Origin of the sequence: Psychrobacter maritimus (assembly GCF_029953575.1) — a bacterium.
Classification (GTDB): Bacteria; Pseudomonadota; Gammaproteobacteria; order Pseudomonadales; family Moraxellaceae; genus Psychrobacter; species Psychrobacter maritimus.
Map to the genome: position 1 here is coordinate 484986 of NZ_CP124526.1, position 12665 is coordinate 497650.

General features: G+C 43.5%; 11 protein-coding genes. All 11 read left to right on the top strand.

The window, feature by feature from the left end; genetic code table 11:
• Nucleotides 1–36 precede the first annotated feature (36 nt).
• Nucleotides 37–1671 (top strand): CTP synthase, encoded by a 1635-nt coding sequence (locus QJS82_RS02135; RefSeq protein WP_281491090.1) that lies wholly within the window; start codon nucleotides 37–39, stop codon nucleotides 1669–1671.
• Nucleotides 1672–1940: 269 nt separating this feature from the next.
• Nucleotides 1941–2816 (top strand): 3-deoxy-8-phosphooctulonate synthase, encoded by an 876-nt coding sequence (gene kdsA, locus QJS82_RS02140; RefSeq protein WP_087814435.1) that lies wholly within the window; start codon nucleotides 1941–1943, stop codon nucleotides 2814–2816.
• Between the two features lie 36 nt (nucleotides 2817–2852).
• Nucleotides 2853–3107 carry a heavy-metal-associated domain-containing protein gene (locus QJS82_RS02145; protein ID WP_087814436.1) on the top strand — a complete coding sequence of 85 codons (255 nt, stop codon included), beginning with the start codon at nucleotides 2853–2855 and terminating at the stop codon, nucleotides 3105–3107.
• 205 nt (nucleotides 3108–3312) lie between these two features.
• The gene (locus QJS82_RS02150; RefSeq protein WP_087814437.1) at nucleotides 3313–3537 is read left to right on the top strand and encodes a heavy-metal-associated domain-containing protein; all 225 of its coding nucleotides are present in this window, start codon (nucleotides 3313–3315) and stop codon (nucleotides 3535–3537) included.
• Nucleotides 3538–3857: 320 nt separating this feature from the next.
• Nucleotides 3858–6206, top strand: coding sequence for a heavy metal translocating P-type ATPase (locus QJS82_RS02155; protein WP_281491091.1), 2349 nt, complete (start codon nucleotides 3858–3860; stop codon nucleotides 6204–6206).
• Between the two features lie 358 nt (nucleotides 6207–6564).
• Nucleotides 6565–7881, top strand: a complete 1317-nt coding sequence (gene eno / locus QJS82_RS02160; RefSeq protein ID WP_201619658.1) for a phosphopyruvate hydratase — start codon at nucleotides 6565–6567, stop codon at nucleotides 7879–7881.
• A 154-nt stretch (nucleotides 7882–8035) separates the two neighbouring features.
• Entirely contained in the window at nucleotides 8036–8344 is a 309-nt protein-coding gene (locus QJS82_RS02165; protein WP_281491092.1) for an FtsB family cell division protein, read from the top strand.
• Nucleotides 8345–8482: 138 nt separating this feature from the next.
• Nucleotides 8483–9634, top strand: a complete 1152-nt coding sequence (gene tnpB, locus QJS82_RS02170; RefSeq protein WP_281491093.1) for an IS200/IS605 family element RNA-guided endonuclease TnpB — start codon at nucleotides 8483–8485, stop codon at nucleotides 9632–9634.
• 205 nt (nucleotides 9635–9839) lie between these two features.
• Nucleotides 9840–10637 carry a 2-C-methyl-D-erythritol 4-phosphate cytidylyltransferase gene (gene ispD / locus QJS82_RS02175; protein WP_227670467.1) on the top strand — a complete coding sequence of 266 codons (798 nt, stop codon included), beginning with the start codon at nucleotides 9840–9842 and terminating at the stop codon, nucleotides 10635–10637.
• Between the two features lie 459 nt (nucleotides 10638–11096).
• The gene (locus tag QJS82_RS02180) at nucleotides 11097–11720 is read left to right on the top strand and encodes a BLUF domain-containing protein (RefSeq protein ID WP_201620460.1); all 624 of its coding nucleotides are present in this window, start codon (nucleotides 11097–11099) and stop codon (nucleotides 11718–11720) included.
• Between the two features lie 109 nt (nucleotides 11721–11829).
• A protein-coding gene (locus tag QJS82_RS02185) for an IS5 family transposase (protein WP_281491094.1) occupies nucleotides 11830–12581 on the top strand; the annotation gives its coding sequence in 2 pieces (ribosomal slippage) (nucleotides 11830–12037 and nucleotides 12037–12581; 753 coding nt in all).
• Nucleotides 12582–12665 lie beyond the last annotated feature (84 nt).

The window sequence follows — 12665 nt, forward strand, 5'->3', positions numbered from 1 at the left end:
GTAAAATCCTTCTTTACCAATTACCGACAGAGTACTATGACCAAGTTTATATTTGTGACCGGTGGGGTAGTGTCCTCACTAGGAAAAGGTATTACCGCCGCATCCCTTGCTGCCGTGTTAGAAGCACGTGGCGTAAAAGTGACGATGACCAAAATGGATCCGTATATCAACGTCGATCCAGGTACGATGAGCCCGTTCCAGCACGGCGAAGTGTTCGTCACCGAAGATGGCGCTGAGACCGATTTAGATTTGGGCTATTATGAGCGTTTTTTGCGCCATTCAAAGATGAGTAAGAGCAACAACTTCACCAGTGGTCGTATCTATCAAAACGTTTTGAATAAAGAGCGCCGCGGTGAATATTTAGGTGGTACGGTACAGGTGATTCCGCATATCACTGATGAAATCAAAAGTAAAATCCTTGCCAGTGGTGAAGGCTACGATATCGCTATTATCGAGATTGGCGGTACAGTTGGTGATATCGAGTCACTTCCCTTTATGGAAGCCGTACGCCAAATGCAAGTAGAGCTAGGTCGCAATCGCGCCATGCTGATGCATTTAACGCTAGTACCTTATATCGCCAGTGCTGGTGAAACCAAGACTAAGCCGACCCAGCATTCAGTAAAAGAGCTGCGTTCGATCGGTTTGCAGCCTGATGTCTTAATTTGCCGCTCAGATCACCATATCTCACCAGACAATCGCCGCAAGATTGCGCTATTTACCAACGTCGAAGAGCGTGCGGTTATCATGTGTGAAGATGCACAAAGTATTTATCAGATTCCGCGCACCCTGCATGAGCAAGATCTAGATGACTTAATCTGTGAGCGCTTTGGTCTTGATTTACCAGAAGCGGATTTAAGCGATTGGGATAAAGTGGTTGAAGCACAGCTGAATCCTGAAGCGACGGTGACGGTAGCGATGGTTGGTAAGTATGTTGAATTACCAGATGCCTATAAGTCTATCAATGAAGCCTTGCTACACGCTGGCATCACCCATAAAGCCGACGTCAAAATCGACTATATCGATGCTGAGCTATTAGAAACGGATGATACTTTATTTGCCCGTCTAAACGATGCCGATGCTATTTTAGTACCGGGCGGCTTCGGTGAGCGCGGTACCAATGGTAAAATGAAAGCCATTACTTATGCGCGTGAAAACAACGTACCTTATCTTGGTATCTGCCTTGGTATGCAGCTGGCTGTGATTGAGTATGCGCGCAATGTGTTACATATCGATGCCAACTCTTCTGAGTTCCATCGTACGGCGGCTGAACCTATTATTGGTCTGATTACCGAATGGTTAGATGAGCGCGGCGAATTGCAGATTCGTAGCGATGATTCAGACCTTGGTGGCACCATGCGTTTAGGTGCACAGCAAGCGGAACTGGTTGCTGGTAGTAAGCTTGCCCAAATCTATGGCTCAACCAATATCACTGAGCGTCATCGCCATCGTTATGAGATGAACAATCGTTATATTGAGCCATTAGAGCAAGCAGGTATGAGCATATCTGGTTATTCGGCTAAGCAGCATTTGGTCGAATCGGTTGAGATTCCTACCCATCCTTGGTTTGTCGCGGTACAGTTCCATCCTGAATTTACCAGCTCGCCACGCGGTGGTCATCCACTGTTTAACAGCTTTGTAAAAGCAGCAAGAACCTATTGTGATAATAAATAAGCATTATCGTACGACAGCTTGGTAATTATAAAAAAGACTGAAAAAAAAGACTGATTTTCGGATTGGTCTTTTTTTTACTCTTTATTTAGCCATTTTTTAATAGCGGTTTCTAGCAATAGCGCTTTTATTAAGTAATCTACAGTATCAGCGAGATGTAATTACGCTTAGATACTTTTTTTTATGGGGCTATCGGTTACAATACGGGGAAGTAGCATTAATAATAACTGTTCGTAATAACAGTAAATAACAATAATGAGGGTTACCGCTTCATGGAAAATCTATTAACGGCGCAATCGCATATTCAACTTAAGACGCCAAATGGCAATACAATCAATATCGGTAATGATCAGCCGTTTGTATTATTCGGTGGTATGAATGTCTTAGAATCAAAAGAATTGGCGTTTGAGATTGCCGAGCAGTATGTTGATATATGCCAGCGTTTGGGTATCGGCTATGTTTTTAAAGCCAGCTTTGATAAAGCCAACCGTTCAAGCTTACATTCTTATAGAGGTCCTGGGTTAGAGCAAGGTATCGATTGGCTTGGGCAAATTAAAGAAAAATTCCAAGTACCGATTATCACTGACGTCCATGAACCGTATCAAGCAGCGCCCGTCGCTGAAGTTGCCGATATTATCCAGCTGCCAGCGTTTTTGTCGCGTCAGACTGACTTGGTACATGCGATGGCAAAGACCGATGCGATTATTAATATTAAAAAAGCGCAGTTTTTAGCGCCGCATGAGATGCGTCATATCGTCAATAAATGTCTTGAAGGTGGTAACGATAAGCTGATACTTTGTGAGCGCGGTAGTGCCTTTGGTTATAATAATCTGGTCGTCGATATGCTTGGTTTTGATACCATGAAGCAGATGGATATTCCGGTATTTTTTGATGTAACGCACAGTTTGCAGCAACCGGGTGCGCGTAGTGATAGTGCCGGCGGACGCCGTGAGCAAATCACCACCCTTGCCCGCGCAGGTATGGCGACAGGGCTAGCAGGGCTGTTCTTAGAGGCGCATCCAAACCCAGAAACCGCCAAGTGTGATGGCCCTTGTGCGTTGCGAACCAGTCAGTTAGAGCCGTTTTTACGTCAGCTCAAGCAGATAGATGATTTGGTTAAAGGCTTTGAGGTGTTAGATACGCATTAATAATGTTAACAATGATATCGATGAGAGGGTAAGACGATGGCGATTAAAATAGCGCAGGTAAGTATCGAAAATATCGATGATACCGAAGGGCTTGAGAGCGTGATGACGGCGCTAAAAAACATTACCGGTGTCACTGAAATTGAGCTGGAGCCTGAAAATGGTGTTGCCTTTATCCGTTATGATGATACGCAAACGACCATCCATGCTTTCGTTGCAGCAATCAGTATGGTCGATTACGTCACTCAGCCGTTTCCTATCGATGCCCCGCAAAATCCACGTTATCATGATTAGCGGTGAGGCACTGATAAAGAAGATGCACTTTCATAAAGCGGTTTCGTAAAGATACAAGCAATCAAACTTGTTGTTCAGCTTAATTGGGCTTATGCTAGTTCAATGCTGCAATGACTGTATTTAGAAAACAGCGATAAAAGCAGTTTATTAAAGTTATAAAAATACTCACTCATAAAAACTCAGTTATAAAAATAAGGAGCCTCTCATGGCAAACCAAACCCGTATTATTAAGATTGATGGCATGACTTGTGGCGGCTGTGTGGCAAGCGTCCATAATGCCACCGCCGATATCGATGGTTTAGATGATATCAGTATCGAGCTTGCAGACAATCAAGCGACAGTCACCTTTGATGATAGCAAAACCAGTGCAGAAGTCATTGCTGCTGCTATCGATGAGGCAGGCTTCGATGCAACCGTTGCTAACTCGTAAACATTGTCATTTAGTTAAGTAAACCAGCTATCATGGCTGGTTTTTTAATGGATATTTAAATGGTTTTTTTAATGAGCAATCACTATTTATACATATTAAGTTGCTTCTATCATGGTGCTGAGCGTTATTAAGCTGTAGAGAGTCACATACTTGAATAGCCATTATTCGTATCCATTTAATATTTACTATCCATTAAGATTCATATTCAACTTTAAAACGCTTTACTTGTTTCATTTAGATTTTCCCTCCACTGATATTTTTATGGCCATATTAATTGATAAACGCTATAAAGCGCTATAACGCAACAACGAGTTCTATTTATGAATGATTCTACCCGTACCACCAATGAGCAGTCCTATGATGTTGAAACTGATATTCAGTCCAATACGACGACATCGCCTACGCGTGCACACTTGCAACTGGCCATTGATGGAATGACGTGTCAGGCCTGTGCCTCAAGAATCGAGAAGGTACTAAACAAAAAGCCGTCAGTATATGAGGTAAGTGTAAACTTCGCTGGCGAGACCGCCAATGTTGATTATGACCCAACGCAGACCACGCCTGAGCAGGTCACAGAATGGGTAAATAAAACCGGTTTCGTGGCCAATTTACAAGCAGCCGATAGTTTGTTTGCACAAACAGACGAGGATACCGCGACTGAATACCCGTGGCGCTTGATTGGGTTATGGGTTTGCTTGCTGCCGTTTTTAGTTGGTATGGCGGGCATGCTTGTTGGGCAAGGTATGGCGTGGATGCCACCGGTTTGGATTCAGTTTATCTTAGCGACGATTGTACAGTTCGGATTGGCATTACCCTTTTACAAAAGCGCTTGGGCGTCTATTAAAGGTGGTCTTGCCAATATGGACGTACTGGTGGTCATCGGTACGGTCACTATTTGGGCGTATTCAACGTATCTATGGCTGACCCATGGCGATGGTACGTTAAATAGTCTGCTGCAAAGCGGTCATGGTAGTGGACACGGACCAGCAGTGTATTTTGAAGCAGGCGTAATGGTCATTGCTTTTGTGCGTACGGGTAAATACCTAGAAGAGCGCACCAAAAAGCACAGTCTAAACAGTATCGATTTATTATTGTCTTTAACGCCTGATGAAGTTGAACAACAGCAGCCGAATGGCGACTTTCATAATGTTGCGCTGCAAGATGTACAAGTAGGCGATATATTGCGTGCTAAGCAAGGCAGCCGCGTGGCAACCGATGGGACAGTTATCGATGGTAGCGGCTGGTGTGTCGAGAGTCATTTAACCGGTGAGTCCGTACCGCTCAAAAAAGAAGTAGGTGATGGACTGCTAGCAGGCGCTCTCGTCGAAAACGGCAGCTTACTCTATCGCGTTAGTGCTAAAGGTAGCGATACGAAGCTCGGTGATATGGTACAAGCGCTCAGCGATGCACAAGGCTCAAAAGCCAATTTAGCGCGCCTTGCTGATAGAGTAACGGCTATTTTTGTTCCTGTCGTGGTGACGATTGCCTTGGTCACCTTCGGGCTGACATGGTGGCTAACGGGTATGCTTGACACGGCGTTAATGCATGCCGTGTCGGTATTGGTCATTGCTTGCCCATGTGCGCTTGGTTTGGCCACGCCAGCCGCTATCATGGCTGGTATGGGTGTCGCCGCGCGTCATGGCGTTTGGTTCAAAGACGCGCAAAGCTTAGAGGCGGCAGGTAATATCGATACCGTTGTTTTGGATAAAACGGGCACATTAACCATCGGTAAGCCTGCTATCGTCGATAATGTGATGGTAGATAAATCACTAGCCGTTGATGATGTCCTGCAAATTGCCGCGAGTGTTGAGGCGCATGCCAGTCATCCATTAGCGACGGCATTGATTAATGCGGCTACTGAGCGAAACTTGCCATTGATGAATGTCACTGATATTAGCGTGATAAAGGGCGCTGGTATACAGGCAAATATCGAAGGCTTAGGCTTAATAAAGGTTGGTAGCGCAGAGTTTGCTAATTTGACGCTACCAAAGCTGATGCCAAAAGTATGGCAAATCGCCAGTACGGTCGCTATTAGTATTAACGATGAGCCGCTCGGTGCTTTTGCCCTTGCTGATGACTTAAAGGATGACACGCCGCAAGCCATAAGAGCGCTACAAGATGCTGGCATCAATGTCATTTTGATGAGTGGTGATAAGCAATCGGTCGTTGACCATGTGGCAGGGCAGCTGGGTATCGAGCAAGCTTACGGTAAAATGAGCCCACGCGATAAGGCAAGCCAAATTGCTTTATTGCAAACAGCGGGTCATAAAGTTGCCATGGCAGGGGACGGCGTCAATGATGCGCCAGCGATGGCAACTGCCGATGCCAGCTTTGCCATGTTTGAAGGTACGGATGTCGCCCAGCACAGTGCTTCTGCGCGCTTGATGGGCGAGTCACTCATGCATATCGATGCAGCGCAAAAAATTGCGAATGCAACGGTGCGTAATATCAAGCAGAATCTATTCTTTGCTTTTATTTATAATTGCCTTGGTATTCCGCTTGCCGCTTTCGGATTTTTAAATCCTATGATTGCCGCGGCTGCAATGGCGCTCAGCTCTATTTCAGTATTGATGAATGCGTTACGTTTGACACGATTTAAAACCGAGGTTGAACTGGATAACACCGTCTCTGGCGCACATAGCAATAGCAAACGTTTAACAAAAGCATAAGCGTTATATCACTATTAATAACGGCACTAACAAAACGCTTTGATAACGACTACTATCGCTGCTCATATAGGTTTTTATGGGCGCAAGTTGGTGTAAGATAAGGGAAGTTTGGCAAAATTTATGCTATGATGCCAAGCATTATAGCCGACGCTTAAAGTGCCAAACCAACTTTTCACTATTCGCAAAATCATGCGCTAAATAAGCGGATTGTATCACTGGTATCAGATGATATAAATCGTATAAACAGGCAAGACTGGTTTGGGCATATTTGCTATACGATATTTTTTATCTTTTTTGTATTCTAGTTGCCGTTATTTATCCCACAAACTTGGCATGACCAAAGGAATTAACAGACATTATGTACGCTGAAGAAACCACCAACGTCACCGCAATTAAAGACATTCGCGCTCGTGAGATTTTAGACTCGCGCGGTAACCCAACGATTGAAGCCGATGTTATCCTAGCTGATGGCACTATTGGCCGTGCTGCTGCCCCAAGTGGCGCGTCAACTGGCTCACGTGAAGCGCTGGAGCTGCGTGATGGCGACAAAGATCGCTACATGGGTAAAGGCGTCAAAAAAGCCGTTGCCAACGTCAATAGCCAGATTCGCAGTGCGCTAATGGACAAAGATGTCACCGAGCAGCAAGACATTGATGATGCGATGATTGCGCTAGATGGCACAGAAAACAAAGACAGCCTTGGCGCTAATGCCATGCTAGCAGTTTCTTTGGCGACTGCCAAAGCGGCGGCCAAGTCACAAAGTCTGCCACTACATCAATACATTGCAAACTTGCGCAATCAGACGTCATTGACGATGCCTGTACCGATGATGAACATCTTAAACGGTGGCGAGCATGCGGATAACACGGTTGATATCCAAGAGTTTATGATTGAGCCCGTTGGTTTCACCAGCTTCTCAGAAGCGCTGCGTGCGGGTACGGAGATTTTCCACAGCTTAAAATCTGTCCTAAAATCACAAGGCTTGAATACAGCAGTTGGTGATGAAGGTGGTTTTGCGCCGAACCTACGTAGCAACGAAGAAGCTATCACCGTTATCATGCAAGCGATTGAGCAAGTTGGTTATAAAGCTGGCGAAGATATTCATTTGGCTTTAGATTGCGCGGCCAGTGAATTCTATAAAGGTGGTCAATATATCTTGGCAGGCGAGGGTAATAAATCCTTTGATAGCCAAGGTTTCTCTGACTATTTAGTAGGTTTGGCGCGTCAATATCCTATTATCTCTATCGAAGATGGTCTTGATGAGTCGGATTGGGATGGCTGGAAGTATTTGACTGAGCAGATTGGTGATAAAGTCCAATTGGTCGGTGATGATTTATTTGTGACCAATCCTGCTATCTTGCAAGAAGGCATTGATAAGCATATTGCCAATGCGATTTTGATTAAGTTTAACCAAATCGGTACCTTATCAGAAACGCTAGATGCGATTTATCTGGCGAAGAAAAACGGCTATGCAACGATTATCTCGCATCGTTCAGGTGAAACTGAAGACAGCACGATTGCAGATTTAGCAGTGGGTACTGCTGCTGGTCAGATTAAAACTGGCTCACTATGCCGCTCAGACCGCGTTGCAAAATACAATCAGTTATTACGTATCGAGCAACAAGTACGTGCAAGCTACCGTGGCCGTGAAGAGTTTATCGGTCTACGTGGCTAATAAGATAAGCTATACAGCTAAGCAGTTAGGCTTAAAGCTAAGCGATATATCGTCATTGATGTGATGATATATCGCTTAATAAGCCTACTTAGTTTTTTACTTTATTCTATTATCTGTTTTCTATTGTCTCTTTATCGTTTGGCGTGATCAATTTATGAAATACTTTAGCCAATTTATGCTACTTGCTTTAGCCGTTGCCGTCCTTTTAGGACTGCAATATCAGTATTGGCTGGGTGAAAACGGTCAGTTTGAGCATAATAAATTACTGACACAAATTGAAGAGCAGCAGCGCTTAAATGACAACCAAGTAGCGGCAAATAATTTGCTACGCACTGACGTTCATGACTTAAAGACCGGTCTTGAAGCAGTAGAAGAGCATGCGCGCTTAGATTTGGGCTTAATTAAGCCAAATGAGACCTTTGTACAAGTATCAACAGCGCCGACGACGCACAGCCGTTATTAATCGCTGTCATTATTTACCAAAAACCGCGCAGAAAGCCCCTACTTCTAAAGTAGCGGGATGAATGCGTTATTGGTAGCAGTCCTTACTCCCTGTGGTATTATAATTAATAATCATACCACTTATTAACAACAAGCAGCGATGCCAAAGCAAATCCTAAAAGCCTATAAAGTCAGACTATATCCGACCATTGACCAGCAAGTATTCTTTGCCAAGTCATTCGGCTGTGTGCGCTTTATTTGGAATAAGATGCTTAGCGATAAGATTGAGCACTATAAAGAAACTAAAACAACCCTCAAAAACTACCCTGCTCAGTATAAAAAAGAGTTTGAGTGGCTACAAGAGGTCGATAGTCTGGCATTGTCTAAAGTTGAACGTCATTTGCAAAAAGCCTATCAGTCGTTCTTTAAAAACGGCACAGGCTTCCCCAAGTTCAAGAAAAAAGGGCAACGCGATAGCTACACCACCAACAACCAAAAGGGCACAGTGGCGATCACAGAGAGCACCGTTAAACTGCCTAAGATTGGTCATATTAAAGCCAAGCTTCCAAATAGAATGAATGGCTTGATCAAAAGTGCCACCATTACCAAGACCGCCACAGGTCAGTATTATGCAAGCGTGTTGGTGGAAACCATCGTTGACGAACTACCAAACACCCAATCAAATATTGGCATTGATTTAGGATTGACAGACTTCATCGTCTTATCGGACGGCAGCAAAGTTGCTAATCCTAAGTTTTTATCAAAGCTGCAACACAAGTTGGCAAGAGAGCAAAAGATTTTAGCCAAACGTAGAGCAGTTGCCAAAGTTGCTAATCGCAAACTTAGTGACAGTCGCAATTATCAAAAGCAAAAATTTAAAGTCGCTAAAGTTTATGAGCAAATAACCAATAGCCGCACTGACTTTCTACACAAACTCTCATTCAATCTCATCAAAAACCACGATGTGATTGCCATAGAGGATTTAAACATCAAGGGTATGGTTAAGAACCATAAACTCGCCAAAGTCATATCAGACAGTTCATGGTCAACATTCACCACCATGCTTGCTTATAAAGCGGAATGGTATGGCAAAACGCTTGTTAAAATAGACCGATGGTATCCATCCTCTAAAACCTGCTCAGGCTGCAACCACTTACTGGCCAAGGCTAAATTACCCTTGTCATTGCGATCATGGGATTGCCCTAGTTGTTTGCAAACCAATGATCGGGACATTAACGCCAGTATCAACATTCTCAAAGAGGGTTTGAAACTGGCCACACTCAAAACCGTCGGTGCGACGGAGTTAGCTTAGTCAATTTGCCTAACCGCTGATACAGAATATCGTATCAAGTATGGGTATTACCTAAGAAACCCCTACCTCTAAGGTAGTGGGTAGTTCATAAAATGAGTGTTTTCTACTATCTATAGTAGAAACATTATTGGTCTTAAAATATTTATGGTTAAAATCTAAACCTCTTTTTCACTTCTCCCCAGTCCTATCATCATGGAATCCAACCATGAGTATCAATCAAAACCACCTTATGAATACCACACCACATATACATGCCATGATTGTCGCTGCTGGTCGCGGTAGTCGTTTTGGTGCCTCTATCGCCAAGCAATATACCATGCTACAAGGGCAGACCTTGCTACAGCATAGCGTGGCGCGGCTTGCTAATAGTGCTTATATTGATAAGTGCTTATTGGTTATAGCGGCAGATGACAGCACGGCAAAGACACTCAATTTTGCGCTGCCGATACAGTATGCCATTGGCGGCGCTGAGCGTTGGCAATCAGTACAAGCAGGGGTAGAAGCCATTCGTCAGATAGGTGCTAAAGATTCAGACTTGGTCGTGATACATGATGCCGCGCGTCCTGCGGTGCCGCAACAGGATATCAATAAGGTGATTGAAGCGGCGATGCTAGAGCCTTATGGCGCTATTCTCGCCACACCAGTAGCGGATACCTTAAAACAGTCCTACACCCAGTCTCATGCTCAATCTAAGACCACAAACGGCGTTATAGATGAGCCTGTCAATAGCAGCAGCAGCCACTCTTACGCTAAGCGCACTATCGACCGTAGTCATATGTGGCAAGCACAAACGCCGCAAGTATTTCGCTTAGGTGAGTTGCAGCGAGTATTAACCTATGTTGCTGAGAATCAGCTAGAAATTACCGATGAGGCCAGCGCTTTTGAACATTTAGAGCTGCCGATTCGCTTGGTGTCTGGCAGCCGCCAAAATATCAAACTGACTTATCCTGACGACGCTATCTTGCTCGCAGCGATTCTTACCGCCCAATCCGAACTATCATAAAAAACGATAAAGCACCTATAAGAAGCGATAAAGCACTCTTCCTTTATGATTCTTATTCTCTATGTAAACTGTTTTCTATCTAACCTGTTTTGCTATCAATCTTAACGTTCTCAATAACTAAATTGAGCGCTTATAACTTCATGTGCCTATTTTTTCTTTTCATGTCTCTAAAACTTTTAAATTGCCTATTCTAGGAAGACATATTCATATCATATTTTGCCTATAAATAATTCTAAAGCATAGCTTAGTATTAATAAGTAGAGGCTTAAGATAAACATATATTGCTTTGATGACGAAAATAGCCTATGATGTAACCAACTTAATACAATTAATATAAACATTTATAAATCAATAATATAACAAGCGGATTTGCTATCCTCAAACGTCTTGTCAGTATTTTTTATCGAAAGTTAGTATGGTTGTCTTAGCTACATTTACCTGAAAATAGGGAGAAGCTGATTGTCAACAGTCAATGATTCGACAAATCCAGTAACGCCAGATCTCTGCCAGCTTGTATATCTGAGCCACATTACGTCGACTGGTCTTGCAAGTGCGAGTACGCTTAACGACATCGCAGAAGTCGCCATTAAGCTGAACAAAGCCGATAACATTACTGGTATTCTTTGCTACGGCAACGGATACTTTTTCCAGTGTGTGGAAGGTTCTGAGCAAGCATTAACCAATCTCAAAAATCGCTTATTGGTAGATGATCGACATAAAGACTTAAAGATATTGGATTTTTCAGCGATTGCTGAGCGCCGTTTTGCTGGTTGGTCACTACGTTCTATTACGCTTGAGCGTTGGATGGTGAATGAGCCTAAGCTTAAAGCCTTTATGCCGTTTAAGCCCAATACGTGGGGCGCTAATGAATGGCAGCGGTTTTTGGATATTCTGCAAGGTTATTATGAAGAACAAGAAAAATCCGGCGAGCTTGATACGCAGCCGATAAAATATAATACCTTAGGGGTAACCTTGGGCAAAGTAGTCGGACAGCACCAAGCCTTTTTCCTTATTCAGACCATATTGGGCGGCTTGATTGTATTGGCGCTACTTTGGCTGATGCTAGCAGATAAGATTTGGTAGGCTTTTCTAAAAAATAAAACTCATATATTAGGGCGTGTCTTCAATTGGATAAGGCATAAATAATAGTTACAATACCGCATCTACTGAGTCGATGCGAGAAATACAAGTTATGGCAAGAAAAGCATTAACAGATACACTTTGGGATCAATTGCAATCGACGATGATAAAGTACGGCTGCTATCAAACTCAAAACAGTCGAGAGATCATGGAAGCCATACTGTGGAAACTACGCACAGGGGCGCCTTGGCGTGACATACCTAAAGAATTGTGTTCTTGGAAAACAGCTTATAGTCGCTTTAATCGATGGTCGAAAACTGGCTTATGGGAGAATTTTTTTTTAGCTTACGCAAAGAAATTGATACGGAATGGGTATTCACAGACGGAAGCTATGTTCGCTGTCACCAGCATGCAAGTGGAGCTCGGCGTGGTGAAGATAGAGCAATTGGACGAAGCCGTGGCGGCGCAACTACAAAGATACACCTATCCTGTGATGCCGATGGATATCCGCTCAATTTTAAAATCACTGGGGGTGACGTCCACGACAGTCAAGTTGCAGGTGAATTGATTGACATGATTGGACAAGCTGATTACTTTATCGCTGATAAGGGCTATGACTCAGAGGCTATCAGAGATAAAGCTCGAAGCCATAATATGATACCTGTCGTTCCTAAAAGGAAGAATGCAAAACAGCCTAATCCAGAGTTTGATAGCTACTTATACAAACTGCGTCATCTTGTTGAAAATATGTTTGCAAGGCTTAAGCACTTTCGTAGTATCGCTACTCGCTATGAGAAGTTAGCTCGTAATTTTAAGTCAATGCTCTATCTGGCGTGTACTATCATTCATTGTAAGATGAATTGAAGACACGCCCTAAAAAAGCCAGCATTAATCGCTGGCTTTTTGCTGCCATAAGCTTTTTGCTTTTATAAATTTATCATAAAGAGT

Coding starts and splice junctions, on each gene's coding strand:
- QJS82_RS02135 (WP_281491090.1), top strand. CDS start 37: ATGACCAAGTTTATATTTGTGACCGGTGGGGTAGTGTCCTCACTAGGA.
- kdsA (WP_087814435.1), top strand. CDS start 1,941: ATGGAAAATCTATTAACGGCGCAATCGCATATTCAACTTAAGACGCCA.
- QJS82_RS02145 (WP_087814436.1), top strand. CDS start 2,853: ATGGCGATTAAAATAGCGCAGGTAAGTATCGAAAATATCGATGATACC.
- QJS82_RS02150 (WP_087814437.1), top strand. CDS start 3,313: ATGGCAAACCAAACCCGTATTATTAAGATTGATGGCATGACTTGTGGC.
- QJS82_RS02155 (WP_281491091.1), top strand. CDS start 3,858: ATGAATGATTCTACCCGTACCACCAATGAGCAGTCCTATGATGTTGAA.
- eno (WP_201619658.1), top strand. CDS start 6,565: ATGTACGCTGAAGAAACCACCAACGTCACCGCAATTAAAGACATTCGC.
- QJS82_RS02165 (WP_281491092.1), top strand. CDS start 8,036: ATGAAATACTTTAGCCAATTTATGCTACTTGCTTTAGCCGTTGCCGTC.
- tnpB (WP_281491093.1), top strand. CDS start 8,483: ATGCCAAAGCAAATCCTAAAAGCCTATAAAGTCAGACTATATCCGACC.
- ispD (WP_227670467.1), top strand. CDS start 9,840: ATGAGTATCAATCAAAACCACCTTATGAATACCACACCACATATACAT.